Origin of the sequence: Halomonas sp. ML-15 (assembly GCF_014779595.1) — a bacterium.
Taxonomy (GTDB): domain Bacteria; phylum Pseudomonadota; class Gammaproteobacteria; order Pseudomonadales; family Halomonadaceae; genus Franzmannia.
The window spans coordinates 2,057,515-2,073,662 of the sequence record NZ_JACXZT010000019.1 but is presented as its reverse complement, the minus strand read 5'-3'; the positions used below and the strand labels follow the sequence as shown (position 1 = coordinate 2,073,662).

General features: G+C 66.1%; 15 protein-coding genes and 1 riboswitch. Of the genes, 8 read left to right on the top strand and 7 right to left on the bottom strand.

Annotation, left to right across the window (positions count from 1 at the left end; all coding sequences use genetic code 11):
* The coding region (locus tag IEI94_RS21375; protein WP_191169703.1) for a TRAP transporter permease at positions 1 to 1,515 on the top strand (1,515 nt) is incomplete at its 5' end.
* A gap of 83 nt (positions 1,516 to 1,598) precedes the next feature.
* Here the strand turns inward: IEI94_RS21375 and metF are convergent.
* Entirely contained in the window at positions 1,599 to 2,438 is an 840-nt protein-coding gene (gene metF, locus IEI94_RS21370) for a methylenetetrahydrofolate reductase [NAD(P)H] (protein WP_191169220.1), read from the bottom strand.
* A gap of 239 nt (positions 2,439 to 2,677) precedes the next feature.
* Here metF and IEI94_RS21365 point away from each other — a divergent pair, with 239 nt between their 5' ends.
* A complete protein-coding gene (locus IEI94_RS21365; protein ID WP_191169702.1) occupies positions 2,678 to 3,589 on the top strand; it encodes an AEC family transporter in 912 nt (303 codons plus the stop codon).
* Between the two features lie 99 nt (positions 3,590 to 3,688).
* On the opposite strand, the gene ahcY is transcribed toward IEI94_RS21365, so the two are convergent.
* Both ahcY and metK read right to left on the bottom strand, forming a co-directional pair.
* A complete protein-coding gene (gene ahcY / locus IEI94_RS21360) occupies positions 3,689 to 5,098 on the bottom strand; it encodes an adenosylhomocysteinase (RefSeq protein WP_191169219.1) in 1,410 nt (469 codons plus the stop codon).
* 16 nt (positions 5,099 to 5,114) lie between these two features.
* Positions 5,115 to 5,203, bottom strand: a riboswitch (S-adenosyl-L-homocysteine riboswitch).
* A gap of 146 nt (positions 5,204 to 5,349) precedes the next feature.
* Positions 5,350 to 6,570 carry a methionine adenosyltransferase gene (gene metK, locus IEI94_RS21355; protein WP_191169218.1) on the bottom strand — a complete coding sequence of 407 codons (1,221 nt, stop codon included), beginning with the start codon at positions 6,568 to 6,570 and terminating at the stop codon, positions 5,350 to 5,352.
* A gap of 266 nt (positions 6,571 to 6,836) precedes the next feature.
* Between metK and tkt the strand changes: the two genes are divergently transcribed.
* Positions 6,837 to 8,828, top strand: a complete 1,992-nt coding sequence (gene tkt, locus IEI94_RS21350) for a transketolase (protein ID WP_191169217.1) — start codon at positions 6,837 to 6,839, stop codon at positions 8,826 to 8,828.
* A 96-nt stretch (positions 8,829 to 8,924) separates the two neighbouring features.
* Here tkt and IEI94_RS21345 read toward each other — a convergent pair whose 3' ends face one another.
* The 3 genes from IEI94_RS21345 to IEI94_RS21335 form a co-directional block, all read right to left on the bottom strand.
* Positions 8,925 to 9,977, bottom strand: a complete 1,053-nt coding sequence (locus IEI94_RS21345; protein WP_191169216.1) for a class I fructose-bisphosphate aldolase — start codon at positions 9,975 to 9,977, stop codon at positions 8,925 to 8,927.
* Between the two features lie 119 nt (positions 9,978 to 10,096).
* A complete protein-coding gene (locus tag IEI94_RS21340) occupies positions 10,097 to 10,495 on the bottom strand; it encodes an Hsp20/alpha crystallin family protein (protein WP_191169215.1) in 399 nt (132 codons plus the stop codon).
* Between the two features lie 63 nt (positions 10,496 to 10,558).
* Complete coding sequence (locus tag IEI94_RS21335; protein WP_191169214.1) at positions 10,559 to 11,020, bottom strand: Hsp20/alpha crystallin family protein; 462 nt, start codon at positions 11,018 to 11,020, stop codon at positions 10,559 to 10,561.
* A gap of 136 nt (positions 11,021 to 11,156) precedes the next feature.
* On the opposite strand from IEI94_RS21335, the gene IEI94_RS21330 reads away from it, so the two are divergent.
* From IEI94_RS21330 to fba, 5 genes are all read left to right on the top strand, one after another.
* A complete protein-coding gene (locus tag IEI94_RS21330) occupies positions 11,157 to 11,513 on the top strand; it encodes a CidA/LrgA family protein (RefSeq protein ID WP_191169213.1) in 357 nt (118 codons plus the stop codon).
* Positions 11,506 to 12,228, top strand: a complete 723-nt coding sequence (locus IEI94_RS21325; protein WP_191169212.1) for an LrgB family protein — start codon at positions 11,506 to 11,508, stop codon at positions 12,226 to 12,228. The genes IEI94_RS21330 and IEI94_RS21325 overlap by 8 nt, the downstream gene beginning before the upstream one ends.
* A gap of 60 nt (positions 12,229 to 12,288) precedes the next feature.
* Positions 12,289 to 13,320 (top strand): type I glyceraldehyde-3-phosphate dehydrogenase, encoded by a 1,032-nt coding sequence (locus IEI94_RS21320; RefSeq protein ID WP_191169211.1) that lies wholly within the window; start codon positions 12,289 to 12,291, stop codon positions 13,318 to 13,320.
* A 43-nt stretch (positions 13,321 to 13,363) separates the two neighbouring features.
* The gene (locus tag IEI94_RS21315; protein WP_191169210.1) at positions 13,364 to 14,536 is read left to right on the top strand and encodes a phosphoglycerate kinase; all 1,173 of its coding nucleotides are present in this window, start codon (positions 13,364 to 13,366) and stop codon (positions 14,534 to 14,536) included.
* A gap of 81 nt (positions 14,537 to 14,617) precedes the next feature.
* Positions 14,618 to 15,682, top strand: a complete 1,065-nt coding sequence (gene fba, locus IEI94_RS21310) for a class II fructose-bisphosphate aldolase (RefSeq protein WP_191169209.1) — start codon at positions 14,618 to 14,620, stop codon at positions 15,680 to 15,682.
* A gap of 104 nt (positions 15,683 to 15,786) precedes the next feature.
* Here fba and IEI94_RS21305 read toward each other — a convergent pair whose 3' ends face one another.
* Positions 15,787 to 16,134, bottom strand: a complete 348-nt coding sequence (locus IEI94_RS21305; RefSeq protein ID WP_191169208.1) for a hypothetical protein — start codon at positions 16,132 to 16,134, stop codon at positions 15,787 to 15,789.
* Positions 16,135 to 16,148: the final 14 nt, after the last annotated feature.

The following is a 16,148-nucleotide window of genomic DNA, read 5'->3' as shown; positions in this document are numbered from 1 at the left end:
CGGGTCACCGGCAATGCGCTGGTGATCATCTCGCTGGTGTTCCTGGCCTATGTCTGGGGCGGGCCCTACCTGCCCGGCTTCCTGGGTTACCCGGGGCTCTCGGTGGGACGTTTCTTCAGCCAGGTGTATACCGATGCCGGGATCCTCGGCCCGACCACCGCGGTGTCGTCGACCTATATCATCCTGTTCATCATCTTCGCCGCCTTCCTGCAGGCCTCCAAGGTCGGTGACTACTTCGTCAACTTCGCCTTCGCTGCTGCCGGCCGCGCCCGTGGAGGCCCGGCCAAGGTGTCGATCTTCGCCTCCGGCCTGATGGGCATGATCAACGGCACCAGCGCCGGTAACGTGGTCTCCACCGGCTCGCTGACCATCCCGCTGATGAAGAAGGTTGGCTATCCGGCGCGCAGCGCCGGGGCGATCGAGGCCGCGGCCTCCAGCGGCGGCCAGATCATGCCGCCGATCATGGGCGCCGGCGCCTTCATCATGGCCGAGATTACCGGCATTCCCTACCGCGAGATCGCCGTGGCGGCGCTGATTCCCGCCGCGCTCTACTTCCTCTCGGTCTACTGCATGGTCGACTTCGAGGCGGCCCGCAAGGGCATGCGCGGCATGCGCAAGGAGGAGATCCCGCAGTTCCGCCGCCTGGTCAAGCAGGTCTACCTGTTCGCGCCGATCGTGATCCTGATCGCCGCGCTGTTCATGGGCTACTCGGTGATCCGTGCCGGCACCCTGGCCACCGCCTCGGCGGCGGTGGTGAGCTGGCTGTCGCCGCACAAGATGGGGGTTCGCTCGATCCTCCGGGCGCTGCAGCTGGCCGGCACCATGTCGATCCAGATCATCGTGGTGTGCGCCTGTGCCGGCCTGATCGTCGGGGTGATCTCGCTGACCGGGGTCGGCGCGCGCTTCTCGTCGCTGCTGCTCGGCCTGGCCGGGGTCAGCCAGCTGCTGGCGCTGTTCTTCGCCATGTGCATCTCGATCCTGCTGGGCATGGGCATGCCGACCACGGCGGCCTATGCGGTGGCCGCCTCGGTGGTCGCCCCGGGCCTGATCGGGATCGGCATTCAGCCGCTGGTGGCGCACTTCTTCGTGTTCTACTTCGCGGTGATGTCGGCGATCACGCCGCCGGTGGCGCTGGCCGCCTACGCGGCCTCGGGGATCTCGGGGGCCAACGCCATGGAGACCTCGACCACCTCGTTCAAGATCGGGCTGGCGGCCTTTATCGTGCCGTTCATGTTCTTCTACAGCCCGGCGATCCTGATGGAAGGCAGCGGCATGCAGATCCTGCGCGTCGGGGTGACCGCCTCCATCGGCGTGGTGATGCTCGCCGCCGCCGTCCAGGCCTGGTACTTCGGGCCTACCAAGGCGTGGCAGCGGCTGCTGCTGCTGGCGGGGGCGATCTGCATGATCTATGGCGGCATCTACACCGATATCGCCGGCCTGCTGGTGGGCGGTGGACTGCTGCTGATGCAGCGCAAGCTCCACGCGGGGGGCAGTACACCGCAAACCGCTACCTGAGTATCGTAAGTGGCAAACCAACACCGCCGGCCCTGGGGCCGGCGGTTTTTTTTGCCTACGCCTTCTCCACTCACCAGCGTGGTTCAGGCGAGGTTGTCGAGTACCCGCAGCGAGGCGTTGGCCTGATTGAGGGTATAGAAGTGCAGACCAGGAGCGCCGCCGTCGAGGAGCCGCTGGCAGAGGCGCGAGTTCACCTCTTCGCCGAAAGCCTGGATACTTTCGCTGTCATCGCCGTAGGCCTCGAGCTGCTTGCGGATCCAGCGTGGAATATCGGCACCGCAGGCATCGGAGAAGCGCGCCAGCTTGGTGTAATTGGTGATCGGCATGATGCCCGGCACGATCGGCGCTTCTACGCCCAGTGCACGGGCACGGTCGACGAAGTGGAAGTAGGCGTCGGCGCTGAAGAAGTACTGGGTGATCGCCAGGTTGGCACCGGCCCGCATCTTGCGCGCAAAGTTCTCCAGGTCGTGCTCGAAACTCTGCGCCTGGGGGTGGCACTCGGGGTAGGCGGCCACGGCAATCTCGAAGTGGTCACCGGTTTCGGCGCGGATGAACTCGACCAGCTCGTTGGCGTAGCGCAGCTCACCGATGCCGCCCATGCCCGACGGCAGATCGCCGCGCAGTGCCACCAGGCTGTTGATGCCGTCCTCGCGGTACTGGGCGAGCAGCTCGCGCAGCTCGCCCTTGTCGCTGCCGATGCATGACAGGTGCGGCGCGGTATTGATACCGCTCTCACCCACCATCTTGACCGTCTGTGTGGTACGCGCCTGGGTCGAGCCACCGGCGCCGTAGGTCACCGAAAAAAAGCGCGGGCCACGCTCGGCGAGGGCATCGCGCACACCAACCAATTTCTCGCGCCCGGCCTCGGTATTGGGCGGAAAGAACTCGAAGCTGATGCCCAGCGGATGCTCTTGTACACTCATCGACTCTATCCTCACGGGCCGCCTCTACGGACGGCGCGGCTAGCGGGTAACATGGCGCCATGGCCTGATAGGGTCGCATTCTGACGACTCGGCGTCGCCCCGGCCAATGAAAGTTTCCCGACCGCTGTATCAATTTCATTCATGTTGTTGGCTTCACGCACCCCATGAAGGCAGGCATCATAAGAGGTCCTGCATAAGCGGAGAACCCCACTGTGGAACTCGACCTCGGCGGCACTCTGATGGCCCCGCTATGGATGCTGCTGGCCTACGTCGGCCTGGGCGTGGTCTGCGCCCGCTGGCTGGCGCTGGAGGCACGCCCCATCGCCACCCTGCTGATCTATCTGATCGCCCCGCTCACGGTGTTCCGCGGGCTGACCCTGGGCGGCCCGACGCTGGGCTACCTGCTGCTGACGCTGGGCACCTTCGTCGCCGCCAGCCTGGTCGCCGCGCTGGTCAATCGGCTGGCACAGCGCTGGTTCCAGCCCCAGGAGGCGGCGGTGCTGGCCTTCTCCGCCGGCACCGGCAACACCGGCTACTTCGGCCTGCCGGTGGCGATGGTGCTGCTGCCCGCCGAGGGGGTCACCATCTACCTGTTCTGCATGCTGGGGGTGACCCTCTACGAGTTCACGGTGGGTTTCTACCTCAGCGCCCGCGGCCGCTTCTCGATCCGCGAAAGCCTGGTCAAGATCGCCCGCCTGCCGCTTATCTACGCTTTCGTCGCCGCCCTGCTGGCGAGTGGCGTGGGGCTGTCGGTACCCAGCGGCGTGATGGAGGGCCTGGCGGTATTTCCGGCAACCTACACCTTGCTGGGGATGATGGTGATCGGCATGACCCTTGGCCGGGTCACCTTCCGCGAGGTCGACGGGCGCTTTATCGCCGCCTGCGTGGCGCTGCGCTATGGGCTATGGCCGCTGCTGGCGGGACTCGCAGTGCTCATTCTGCAGGCCACTCTGGGCATCGATGAACAGCTCGCCGTGGCGCTGCTGCTGGTGGGCGTGGTGCCGATGGCCGCCAACGTGGTGGTGGTGGCCATGGAGTTGGATATCCGCCCCGAGAAGGGCGCCGTGGCGGTGCTGATCACCACCCTGATGGCGCCGCTGATGATTCCTTTCTACTTGTGGCTATTGATGCGAATGGCCGGCCTGGCATGACAGGCCGGCCACGCCTCAATAGCGGTAGCTGTCGGGCTCGAAGGGGCCCTCGGCGGGCAGCTCAAGGATGGCCGGCCTGCACAGCAGGCCGACTAAGGCTCAGTAGCGGTAGCTGTCGGGCTTGAAGGGGCCTTCTGCGGGCAGTCCCAGGTAGTCGGCCTGCTCCGGCGTCATCTGAGTCACCACGCCGCCGAAGCCCTCGACCATATAGCGCGCCACTTCTTCATCGAGATGGCGCGGCAGCACGCTGAGGGTCAGCGCCTGGCGCTTGGCCTCGGCGTCGAGGTCGGCGAAGCGGCCCTCGAAGAGATGGATCTGCGCCAGCACCTGGTTGGCGAAGGAGCCGTCCATGATCCGCGACGGATGCCCGGTGGCGTTGCCCAGGTTGACCAGCCGGCCCTCGGCGAGCAGCAGCAGGTAGTCGCGACTCTCGGGATCGAAGTCGCCGGGATCGCTGTCACGATAGACCTTATGCACCTGCGGCTTGATCTCCTCCCAGTGCCACTGGCGGCGCATGAAGGCGGTGTCGATCTCGCTGTCGAAGTGGCCGATGTTGCACACCACAGCGCCGGCCTTGAGCGCCTTGAGCATCGGCGCATCGCAGGCATCGACATTGCCGGTGGCCGTCACCAGCAGGTCGATCTTGCCGAGCAGCGCGCGGTCGATGCTCGCTACCCCCTCGTTGACCCCACCCACGTAGGGCGACACCACCTCGTAGCCGTCCATACAGGCCTGCATGGCGCAGATCGGGTCGATCTCGGACACCTTGACGATCATGCCCTCCTGGCGCAGCGACGCTGCCGAGCCCTTGCCGACGTCACCGTAGCCGATCACCAGCGCCTGCTTGCCAGCCAGCAGATGGTCGAGGCCGCGCTTGATGGCGTCATTGAGCGAGTGGCGGCAGCCGTACTTATTGTCGTTCTTGGATTTGGTGACGGCATCGTTGACGTTGATCGCCGGCACCCGCAGGGTCCCGTCGCGCAGCATCTCATGCAGGCGATGTACCCCGGTGGTGGTCTCCTCGCTGATGCCGTGGAGAGCATCGAGCCGTTCGGGATACTTGTCGTGCAGCAGCTGGGTGAGGTCGCCGCCGTCGTCGAGGACCAGATTGGGCACCCAACCGTCGGGGCCGGCGACGGTCTGCTCGATGCACCACCAGAACTCCTCGTCGGTCTCGCCCTTCCAAGCGAATACCGGAATGCCCGCAGCGGCAATGGCAGCGGCGGCGTGATCCTGAGTCGAGAAGATATTGCACGACGACCAGCGCACGCTGGCGCCGAGATCGATCAGCGTCTCGATCAGCACCGCGGTCTGGATGGTCATATGGATGCAGCCGGCAATGCGCGCGCCAGCCAGCGGCTGCTGCTCGCGGTACTTGGCGCGGATCTTCATCAGCGCCGGCATCTCGGTCTCGGCGATGCGAATCTCGCGCCGGCCCCAGTCGGCCAGGGTGATATCGGCGACCTTATAGTCGTTGGCGGGAACTGTGGCGGAAGCCAGTTGGCTCATGGGTCTACTCCATTCCGGGGAATGGGCGCCGTTGCCTATGCACAACCTGCCCGAGCCTCGCATCCGCCTGACCTGCACGCGAATGCTGCAGCGCCCCTCGGGCAGCAGCAACTAGAGTCATAGAGTCACGACTCTCGCCTCAGTTCAAACCAGCCGGCGGGGTTTTTCAAATCGCACCGTCCACGCACGCCACCAACGCAAGACGCCCGACTGACATCGGCAGCCGGGCGTCGCGCAGCGGTCAGATCAAGTTACAGACCGGCGGCGGCCTTTAGCGCTTCGGCCTTGTCGATCTTCTCCCAGGGGAAGGCGATGAAGGTCTCGGTTTGCTCGCGACCATCGACGTCGTGCCAGGTGTAGGAGGTCTCGAAGGGCTCGCGGCCAAAGTGGCCGTAGGCCGCGGTGAGGCGATACATGGGGTGCAGCAGGTCGAGCATGCGGGTGATGGCGTGGGGACGCAGGTCGAAGTGCTCACGCACCAGCTCGATGATCTTGGCATCGGCGACCTTGGCGGTACCGAAGGTATCGATCGATACCGAGGTGGGCTCGGCCACGCCGATGGCATAGGAGACCTGGATCTCGCACTTGTCGGCGAGCCCCGCAGCGACGATGTTCTTGGCCACGTAGCGCCCGGCGTAGGCGGCACTGCGATCGACCTTGGAGGGATCCTTGCCGGAGAAGGCGCCGCCGCCGTGGCGCGCCATGCCGCCGTAGGTATCGACGATGATCTTGCGCCCGGTGAGACCGCAGTCGCCCACCGGGCCGCCGATCACGAACTTGCCGGTAGGATTGATGTGGTACTTGGTGTCAGCATCCAGCCATTCGGCGGGCAGCACCTGCTCGATGATCTCGTGCTTGACCATCTTGCGCAGCGCCTCCTGCTCGATGTCCGGGTCATGCTGGGTAGAGAGCACTACCGCATCGACACCGCACGGCTTGCCTTGGGCGTCATAGCGAAACGTTACCTGGCTCTTGGCATCCGGACGCAGCCACGGCAGCAGGCCCTGCTTGCGCAGCTCGGCCTGGCGCTCCACCAGGCGGTGGGCGTAGTGGATCGGCGCCGGCATGTAGGAGGCGGTCTCGTTGGTGGCATAGCCGAACATCAGCCCCTGGTCACCGGCGCCCTGATCCTCGGGCTTGCGGCGGTCGACGCCCTGGGCGATATCCACGCTCTGCTTGCCGATCAGGTTGAGCACGCCGCAGGTCTCGCCGTCGAAGCCGACGTCCGAGGAGGTATAGCCAATCTCGGTGATCACCTCGCGCACCAGGGCCTCGAGATCGACCCAGGCGGTGGTCGAGATCTCGCCGGCGACGATCGCCACCCCGGTCTTGACCAGCGTCTCGCAGGCCACCCGGGCCTGCTTGTCTCGGGCGATGATGGCGTCCAGTACCGCGTCGGAGATCTGATCGGCAATCTTGTCGGGATGGCCCTCGGAGACGGACTCGGAGGTGAACAGGGAGTATTCGCTCATGGCGTGCTCGACCCTTTGGGGAAGATAGATAAGGGGCCCATGGGGCTCGGTGGGAAAATTCTACACAGCCCCACGGCCGGTTCCTAGCGTCGCGACTCGCCGCCGTCCGGCTATGATTTGCTGGATCGCCGCAACTCGGCGACAATAAGCGCCTGTTTTTTGCGTCGAGCGTCGGCGCCCAAGCTTAGACAACTCGCGTTCACGGCCCCGTTGCCGGGCTCGTCCGACGTCATCCCTACTATTTGCCGCAGGCGAGGAGCTACTCAATGCCGTCCCGTTTCGAACTGGCCAATGCCATTCGCGCGCTCTCCATGGATGCCGTACAGAAGGCCAAGTCCGGCCACCCCGGCGCCCCCATGGGCATGGCCGATATCGCCGAAGTGCTGTGGAACGACCACCTGAGCCACAACCCGGCCAACCCGCACTGGGCCAACCGCGACCGCTTCGTGCTCTCCAACGGCCACGGCTCGATGCTGCTCTATTCGCTGCTGCACCTCAGCGGCTATGCGCTGAGTCTCGAGGATCTGCAGAACTTCCGCCAGCTGCACTCCCGGACCCCGGGCCACCCCGAGCTGGGCTACACCGCCGGCGTCGAGACCACCACCGGCCCGCTGGGCCAGGGCCTGGCCAACGCCGTGGGCATGGCCATCGCCGAGCGCACCCTGGCGGCGCAGTTCAATCGCCCCGGCCACACCGTCATCGACCACCGCACCTGGTGCTTCCTCGGCGACGGCTGCCTGATGGAGGGCATCTCCCACGAAGTCGCTTCGCTGGCCGGCACCCAGGGCCTGGGCAAGCTGGTGGCCTTCTATGACGACAACGGCATCTCCATCGACGGCGAGGTCGAGGGCTGGTTTACCGACGATACCGCCAAGCGCTTCGAGGCCTACGGCTGGCACGTGGTGCCCAACGTCGACGGCCACAAGCCCGACGAGATCCAGGCCGCCATCGAGCTGGCCAAGAGCCACGACGACAAGCCCAGCCTGATCATCTGCAAGACCATCATCGGCTTCGGCGCGCCCAACAAGCAGGGCAAGGAAGAGTGCCACGGTGCCGCCCTGGGCGACGACGAAGTGGCCGCGGCGCGGGTCCAGCTCGACTGGCCGCATGCCCCCTTCCATGTGCCCGAGGAGATCTACCAGGGCTGGGATGCCACGGCCCGCGGCACTGAGCGCGAGCAGGAGTGGGAGGCGCGCCTGGCGCGCTACGCCGAGGCCTTCCCCAGCGAGGCGGCCGAGCTCCAGCGCCGCCTCAAGGGCGAGCTACCCAGCGACCTGACCAGCGAGAAGCTGATCGAGCAGGCCCAGGAGAAGGCCGAGAGTATCGCCTCACGCAAGGCGTCGCTGGCCTGCCTTAATGCGCTGGGCCCGCAGCTGCCCGAGCTGCTCGGCGGTAGCGCCGACCTGGCGCCCTCCAACCTGACCTTCTGGCAGGGGGCGAAGGCGATCAGCCAGACCGAGCCCGGCGGCAACTACCTGCACTACGGGGTGCGCGAGTTCGGCATGGGCGCGATCATGAACGGCATCGCCGTACACGGCGGCTTCGTGCCCTACGGCGCGACCTTCCTGACCTTCATGGAGTATATGCACAACGCCCTGCGCATGGCGGCGATCATGCATCAGCAGGCGATCTACGTCTTTACCCACGACTCCATCGGACTCGGCGAGGATGGCCCCACCCACCAGCCCATCGAGCAGCTGGGTGCGCTGCGTTCGACCCCCAACCTGGCCACCTGGCGCCCCGCCGATGCGGTGGAGACCGCCGCCGCCTGGGATGCCGCCCTCAAGTGCCATAGCGGCCCCACTGCGCTGGTGCTGTCGCGCCAGAACCTGCCTCACCAGGCCCGCGACAAGTCGCAGCTGGCCAATATCCAGCGCGGTGGATACGTGCTCAAGGAGAGCCAGGGCAGCCCTGAGCTGATCCTGATCGCCACCGGCTCCGAGGTTGGCCTGGCCATGGACGCCGCCGCCGAGCTCGAGGCCAAGGGTCGCGCGGTGCGGGTGGTGTCGATGCCCTCCACCGGCACCTTCGACGCCCAGGACGCCGACTACCGCGAGAGCGTGCTGCCGCGCAGCGTGACCAAGCGTATCGCCATCGAGGCCAGCCACTACGCCTACTGGTACAAGTATGTCGGCCTGGATGGCGACATCCTCGGCATGCACACCTTCGGCGAGTCGGCCCCGGCCGGCGACCTGTTCCAGCACTTCGGCTTCACCGTCGACAACCTGGTCAGCAAGGCCGAGACGCTGCTCGGCTGATAGTCGCTCCACGAGACGCATGCAAAAAGGGCACGACCTCACGGTCGTGCCCTTTTGTTTGCCTGGCGGCTAAGCCTACCTGTCGGCCTATGCGGCTTACGCCACCGTTACGCTCTGGTCGAGATAGACATCCTGAATGGCGTTGAGCAGCGCCACGCCCTCGGCCATGGGCTTCTGGAACGCCTTTCGCCCGGAGATCAGCCCCATGCCGCCGGCTCGCTTGTTGATCACCGCGGTGCGCACCGCCTCGCCGAGGTCGGAGTGGCCCTTGGAGCCGCCGCCGGAGTTGATCAGGCCGGCGCGGCCCATAAAGCAGTTGGCCACCTGGTAGCGCGCCAGGTCGATGGGGTGATCCGTGGTCAGCTCGTCGTAGACCTTGTCGTGGGTATGACCGAAGCCCACCGCGCGATAGCCGCCGTTGGTCTCGGGCAGCTTCTGCTTGACGATATCGGCCTTGAGGGTCGCGGCCAGGTGATTGGCCTGGCTGGTGAGGTCGGCGGCAACGTGGTAATCGGTGCCATCCTGCTTGAAGGCCGGGTTGCGCAGATAGGCCCACAGCACCGTGACCATGCCCAGTTGATGGGCGCGCTCGAAGGCCTCGCTGATCTCCATGATCTGCCGGCGGCTCTCGTGGGAACCGAAGTAGATGGTTGCTCCCACCGCCACGCAGCCCATGTCGTGGGCCTGTTCGACCTCGGCAAACAGGGTCTGGTCGTAGATCGCCGGGTAGCTCAGGGTCTCGTTGTGATTGAGCTTGAGCATCATCGGGATCTTGTGGGCGTAGCGTCTTGCCACCGAGGACAGCACGCCCAGCGTCGAAGCTACACCGTTGCAGCCGCCCTCCAGCGCCAGCTCGACGATATTGGCCGGGTCGAAGTAGCGCGGGTTGGGCGCGAAGGAGGCCCCCGCCGAGTGCTCGATGCCCTGGTCCACCGGCAGCAGGCTCAGGTAACCGGTGCCAGCCAGCCGTCCGTGGTTGTAAAAGGCCTGAAGGTTGCGCAGCACCGCCGGGCTGCGGTCGCTGTCGGCCACCACCCGGTCGATGAAGTCGGGGCCGGGCAGGTGCAGGCTGTCGCGGTGCACGCCCTGGCAGGTGTGGCCGAGCAGGCTATCGGCGTCGCTGCCGAGCAAGGCGGCAATATCCGTCATGGTGTCATCCTCTACATCCGTGAAGTGGGGTGAGTGCGATGTGCGTGGCGCGAAGCGACCCCTTTAGCGTAGAGGAATTGCCGCCCCAATGCAGGGGCGGCAGCTATTAAGATGGCCGCTCAGGCGGCCTGAACCTCGATGCGGCGCACCCGGTGACTGTCCTTCTTGGGCAGGGTCACCGTCAGCACGCCGTTGTCGATACGCGCCGAAATCGCCTCGCTGTCGATCTCGTGGCTCAGCGTGAAGCGCCGCGCGAAGCGCTGCCCGTTGACTTCGGCATGCAGCGCCGTCAGGCCATCGGGCATGCTCAGCTGTATCTCACCCTCCAGGCTCAGCACGTTGTTGTCGACCTCGAGGTGTAGCGACTCGCGGGTCACGCCGGGCATATCGGCGATCAGCGTCAGCGCATCGGCGTGTTCGACGATATCCACCGCCGGTAGCAGCGTAGCCGGTTCGCGGCTCTCGTTGCGCTGGGTCTCGGGCTGAGTTTGCTGGGTTTGATGTACGACCTCGTTCATGATCCATCACCTCCTGTTGGCAATATCACGATCTAAGGAGCGCAGCCAGTTATCGGACAGAGCCTAGGCGACCTGGACCTCGATTCGCCGGGGCTTCAGCTCCTCGCGCTTGGGCAGCACGATCTCGAACACCCCGTTGGCGTGGCGCGCCTCGGCGCGTTCGGTGTCCAGACCGTCGGGCAGTGCGATGGCGCGTACGAACTCACCGCTGACTCGCTCGCGCCGGAACACCGGTCGAGCGCTGCCCTCATCATCGTTGGCGGCGACGGGCTCGCGGCGGCCGCGCAGGGTCAGCACGCTATCCTGAATATCGATGGTCAGGTCGCCAGGCGCGAGCCCCGCGGCGAACACATAGACGCGCACCGCATCATCGCTGCGCGCCACGTTGATCATCGGGAAGCTACCGCGGGGCACGGCGCGAATATCGGCGGCGCGCCCATCGGGAAACACCTCATCCATCAGCTGACGGAACCAGTCCAGGCGCTGGGATGCGCCGCTATCGAAACGCTTGAGATCTCCGAACATAACGAACACCTCCTACGTGTGGCAGGTTGTGGCATGGGGCCCGCATGTGACAAGGCCCCGATAATCTGCAAAATAGGAGCGCTCGAGCGGCTTTCAAGCCCCCCGCTGACGATTTTTTCGACGACCAAGGACGCCTATGCCGGCACTGCGCGGTTTTCTGTGGCTAGTGGTATACCTGCTGTGCGGCGAGGCGCTGGTCTGGGCGCTGGCGCTGCCGGTCTCCCCCGGCGTGGTCGGCATGCTACTGCTGACCCTATGGCTGGCCCTGCGCGGGCGCGCCAGCCACGATATCCAGGCTGCCAGCCAGCCGCTGATCGCGGCCTTGGCCATGCTGATCATGCCCGGCGTGGTGGGGATCTTCTTTATTGCCGACGAGTTCGCCGGCCAGTGGCTGGCGGTGGCAGCTGCCCTGCTGCTCGGCACCCTGGCCAGCGTGGCTACCACGCTATGGTTGATGCTGCGCTTCATGCCAGCAGAGCAAGCGGATGAGTAGTGCCCTGATCCCGCTGCGCGAGCAGCTGCTGGCCACACCGATGCTCTCCATCGGCCTGACCCTGGCGGCGTTCTTTGCCGGCGGCTGGCTCTTCGCCCGGCTCGGCAGGCCGAGCTGGTGTCCGGGCATACTGTTCTCGGCCATGCTGCTGGCCGCCACTCTGGCGCTGTTGGGCATCGATTACGCCGACTATCGCGCCGGGGCCGGCTGGCTGATGCTGCTGCTCGGCCCGGCCACGGTGGCGCTGGGCGTACCGCTCTACCAGCAACTGCCGCGCATTCGTGCGGTGTGGAAGCCGCTGCTGATCAGCCTGCCCCCGGCAGCGATGCTGGCGGCCCTCTACGCCGTCGGCATCGCCTGGCTGCTGGGCGCCACCCCGGAGGTGCTGGCGTCGCTGGCGCCCAAGTCGGTCACCGCCCCCATCGCCATCGGCATCACCGAGCAGCTCGGCGGCGTGATCCCGCTGATGATGGGCGGGCTGCTGATCACCGGCGTGGTCACCACCGCCTGTGTCGGCCTGCTGGCCCGGCGGCTGCGGCTGCATGACCCGCGGGTGCTGGGCTTCGTGCTCGGCGTCAACGGTCATGTGATCGGCACCGTGCGCGCCTTCGAGCTGGGCCCCACCGCCGGCGCCTTCGCCTCACTGGGCATGAGCCTCACCGGGATCTTCAGCGCGCTGTTCCTGCCGCTGGCCTGGCGACTGGTGGGCCTGTGAGGGGCAAATGCGCTAGAATCGCGTCTTCATTGACGTCAGCCATCGCTTGCGAGCTCATCCATGGCCCATCGTATCGCCATCAATGGTTACGGCCGTATCGGCCAGTGCGTGCTACGTGCGCTGCATGAACGCCGCGATCTCGACGACCTCGAGGTGGTGGCAATCAACGAGCTCTCGGATCTCGACACCATCGCCTACCTGACCCGCTATGACACCACCCACGGGCGCTTCCCGGGGCGTGTCGAACGCAACGGCGACTATCTGCTGATCGATGAGCGGGCCATCCGCGTGGTCTCGGCTGCCGAACCACGGCAGCTGCCGTGGCGCGAACTCGGTATCGACCTGGTACTGGAGTGTTCCGGCAGCTTCAGCGAGCGCGCCATGGCCGAACGCCACCTGGCCGCCGGCGCCGGGCGGTTGCTGTTCTCGCAGCCCGCCGAGAGCGACGTCGATGCCACCATCGTGTGCGGCATCAACGACCAGACTCTGGCGCCGGAGCAGCGCATCGTCTCCGCCGCCTCATGCACCACCAACTGCCTGATCCCGGTACTTACCGTGCTCGACGACGCGCTGGGGATTGCCCACGGCGTCACCACCACCATCCACTCGGCGATGAACGACCAGCCGGTGATCGACGCCTACCACCAGACCGACCTGCGCCTGACCCGTTCGGCGATGCAGTCTATCGTGCCGGTGGACACCGGCCTGGCGCGGGGCATCAACCGTCTGATGCCGCATCTGGCGGGGCGCTTCGAGTGCCTGCACGTGCGGGTGCCGACCATCAACGTCTCGGCCATGGACCTGGCGATCACCGTCAACCGCGAGACCAATGCCGCCGAGGTCAATACGCTGCTCGCCGAGGCCTGTCGCGGGCGTCTAAGCGGGCTGCTGGGCTTCACCGAGGAGCCGATGGCCTCCATCGACTTCAACCACGATCCGCGCTCGGGTATCGTGGACGCCACCCAGACCCGCGTGGCCGGTGGTCGCCTGGTCAAGCTGCTGTGCTGGTTCGACAACGAGTGGGGCTTCGCCAACCGCATGCTCGACGTCGCCGGTCGTCTGGCGCGCTTCGGCCCACCGCCGCCCGCATGACCCGTTTCTCTTTATGGCATCTCAACGCGAGGACTACCCTGCGATGAACGTACGCAAGATGACCGACCTGCCTCTCGCCAGCCAGCGAGTGCTGATCCGCGAGGACTTGAACGTACCGGTCAAGCACGGCCGTGTGTCCAGCGACGCCCGCCTGCGCGCCGCCCTGCCGACGATCCAGGCCGCAGTCGAGGCCGGCGCCAAGGTGCTGCTGATGAGCCATCTGGGACGCCCCACCGAAGGCGAGCCCGCCGACGAGTTCTCTCTTGCCCCGGTGGCCAAGCGTCTCGGCGAACTGCTCGGCCATCCCGTGCGCCTGGTCGAGGACTACCTCGATGTCTCCCTCGATCTGCTCGACGGCGAGGTGGTGCTGCTCGAGAACGTGCGTTTCAACGTCGGCGAGAAGCAGGATGACGAGGCGCTGGCCAAGCAGTATGCCGCACTGTGCGACATCTATGTGATGGATGCCTTCGGCACCGCCCATCGCGCCCAGGCCTCGACCCACGGCGTGGCGCGCTTCGCCCCCACCGCCTGTGCCGGCCCGCTGCTGGCCGGGGAACTCGACGCCCTGGAGAAGGCCCTGGCCACTCCCCAGCGGCCAATGACCGCCATCGTCGGCGGCTCCAAGGTGTCTACCAAGCTCGAGGTGCTCAACGCCCTCTCCGAGCGCTGCGATCAGCTGATCGTCGGCGGCGGCATTGCCAATACCTTTATCGCCGCGGCGGGCCACAATGTCGGCAAGTCACTGTATGAGGCCGACCTGATCGAGCAAGCCAAGGCGCTGATGGCCAAGGTCGAGATCCCGCTGCCCACCGATGTAGTGGTGGCCACCGAGTTTTCCGAGCGCGCCACGGCGGTGACCAAGCCGGTCGACCAGGTCAACGATGACGAGATGATCCTGGATATCGGCCCCGACACCGCAGGGCGGCTGGCCGGCCTGCTCAAGAATGCCGGCACCATCCTCTGGAACGGCCCGGTCGGCGTGTTCGAGATCGACCAGTTCGGCCACGGCACCGAGGCGCTTTCCCGGGCGATCGCCGACAGCAGTGGTTTCTCCATCGCCGGCGGCGGCGACACCCTGGCGGCCATCGACAAGTACGGCATTGCCGACCAGGTCTCCTACATCTCCACCGGCGGCGGCGCCTTCCTCGAATACGTCGAAGGCAAGACGCTTCCGGCGGTTTCCGCCCTCGAGGCGGCCTACGAGGCCGCCCGCTAGGCCCTTGCCACATCCCCTTTGACCCTTCAGGCGGCGCGGCCATCGGCCGCGCCGCCACCATCCATAACGTCGAGAGAAACTATGGCCCTGATCAGTATGCGCCAGATGCTGGACCACGCCGCCGAGCGCGGCTACGGCATCCCGGCCTTCAACGTCAACAACCTAGAGCAGATGCGCGCCATCATGGAAGCCGCCGACCAGACCGACTCCCCGGTCATCGTGCAAGCCTCCGCCGGGGCCCGCAAGTACGCCGGGGCGCCCTTCCTGCGCCACCTGATCCTGGCCGCCGTGGAAGAGTTTCCGCATATTCCGGTGGTCATGCACCAGGACCACGGCACCAGCCCCGCGGTGTGCCAGCGCTCCATCCAGCTCGGCTTCTCCTCGGTGATGATGGATGGCTCGCTGGGTGAGGACGGCAAGACCCCGATGGACTACGACTACAACGTCGACGTCACCCGCCGCACCGTCGAGATGGCCCATGCCTGTGGCGTCTCGGTGGAGGGCGAGCTGGGCTGCCTGGGCAGCCTGGAGACCGGCATGGCCGGCGAGGAAGATGGCATCGGTGCCGAAGGCAAGCTGGATATGGAACAGCTGCTCACCGACCCGGAAGAGGCCGCCGAGTTCGTCAAGGCGACCCAGGTGGACGCCCTGGCCATCGCCATCGGCACCAGCCACGGCGCCTACAAGTTCACCCGGCCGCCCACCGGCGACACCCTCTCCATTCAGCGTATCAAGGAGATCCACGCCCGCATCCCCGACACTCATCTGGTGATGCACGGCTCCTCCTCGGTGCCACAGGAGTGGCTGGCGATCATCAACGAGTTCGGCGGCGAGATCCCCGAGACCTACGGCGTGCCGGTGGAAGAGATCGTCGAGGGCATCAAACACGGCGTGCGCAAGGTCAATATCGATACCGACCTGCGTCTGGCCTCCACCGGCGCCGTGCGCCGCTTCCTGGCCCAGAACCCGGCCGAGTTCGACCCGCGCAAGTTCCTCAAGGAGACCGTCAGCGCCATGCGCGAGGTGTGCATTGCCCGCTACGAGGCGTTCGGCACCGCCGGCAACGCCAGCCGCATCAAGCCGATCAGCCTCGAGGCGATGGTCGGTCGCTACGACAGCGGCGAGCTGGATCCCAAGGTGAAGTAAGTCACACCGGTACAAGAGGGTGTTTACAACATAGGCTGTGGACACCCTCTAGGCGCCAGCGGCGGCCCTTGGGCCGCCGCTTTGCTATTGGATAACGCGATGGATCAGGCGTCGTCATCTTCCTCGTCGTCGCCGTTCTCTGCGTCACTCTCTTCGTCGTCCTGCTCCGCTTCACTGCCATCGTGGGCATCTTCCGGGCTGCCCGAGCCACCGGTGCCGGCCTCGGGACTCTCTTCTTCGTCATTATCGCTGTCGTTGGCCGCTGCTTGGTTGTCCTGCTCGTCGCTGTCGTCCTCGTCGCGTACCAGCGAGCCGGCCTTGATGCCGTACTCTTCCTCGAGCTCGGCATCATCCATCGGCTCATGGTCATCGTCGGCATGCACGTGGGCGGTAGCGCCCAGCATCAGGGCCGCGGTAAGGCCAAGAGTGGTGAACCAGGGAGTGAATCGCATCCAGTAATCTCCTT

What these genes read in the sequence shown, in the direction of transcription:
- metF (WP_191169220.1), bottom strand. Translation starts at nt 2,438, where the DNA reads ATGAGTGTACAAGAGCATCCGCTGGGCATCAGCTTCGAGTTCTTTCCG.
- IEI94_RS21365 (WP_191169702.1), top strand. Translation starts at nt 2,678, where the DNA reads ATGGCCCCGCTATGGATGCTGCTGGCCTACGTCGGCCTGGGCGTGGTC.
- ahcY (WP_191169219.1), bottom strand. Translation starts at nt 5,098, where the DNA reads ATGAGCCAACTGGCTTCCGCCACAGTTCCCGCCAACGACTATAAGGTC.
- metK (WP_191169218.1), bottom strand. Translation starts at nt 6,570, where the DNA reads ATGAGCGAATACTCCCTGTTCACCTCCGAGTCCGTCTCCGAGGGCCAT.
- tkt (WP_191169217.1), top strand. Translation starts at nt 6,837, where the DNA reads ATGCCGTCCCGTTTCGAACTGGCCAATGCCATTCGCGCGCTCTCCATG.
- IEI94_RS21345 (WP_191169216.1), bottom strand. Translation starts at nt 9,977, where the DNA reads ATGACGGATATTGCCGCCTTGCTCGGCAGCGACGCCGATAGCCTGCTC.
- IEI94_RS21340 (WP_191169215.1), bottom strand. Translation starts at nt 10,495, where the DNA reads ATGAACGAGGTCGTACATCAAACCCAGCAAACTCAGCCCGAGACCCAG.
- IEI94_RS21335 (WP_191169214.1), bottom strand. Translation starts at nt 11,020, where the DNA reads ATGTTCGGAGATCTCAAGCGTTTCGATAGCGGCGCATCCCAGCGCCTG.
- IEI94_RS21330 (WP_191169213.1), top strand. Translation starts at nt 11,157, where the DNA reads ATGCCGGCACTGCGCGGTTTTCTGTGGCTAGTGGTATACCTGCTGTGC.
- IEI94_RS21325 (WP_191169212.1), top strand. Translation starts at nt 11,506, where the DNA reads ATGAGTAGTGCCCTGATCCCGCTGCGCGAGCAGCTGCTGGCCACACCG.
- IEI94_RS21320 (WP_191169211.1), top strand. Translation starts at nt 12,289, where the DNA reads ATGGCCCATCGTATCGCCATCAATGGTTACGGCCGTATCGGCCAGTGC.
- IEI94_RS21315 (WP_191169210.1), top strand. Translation starts at nt 13,364, where the DNA reads ATGAACGTACGCAAGATGACCGACCTGCCTCTCGCCAGCCAGCGAGTG.
- fba (WP_191169209.1), top strand. Translation starts at nt 14,618, where the DNA reads ATGGCCCTGATCAGTATGCGCCAGATGCTGGACCACGCCGCCGAGCGC.
- IEI94_RS21305 (WP_191169208.1), bottom strand. Translation starts at nt 16,134, where the DNA reads ATGCGATTCACTCCCTGGTTCACCACTCTTGGCCTTACCGCGGCCCTG.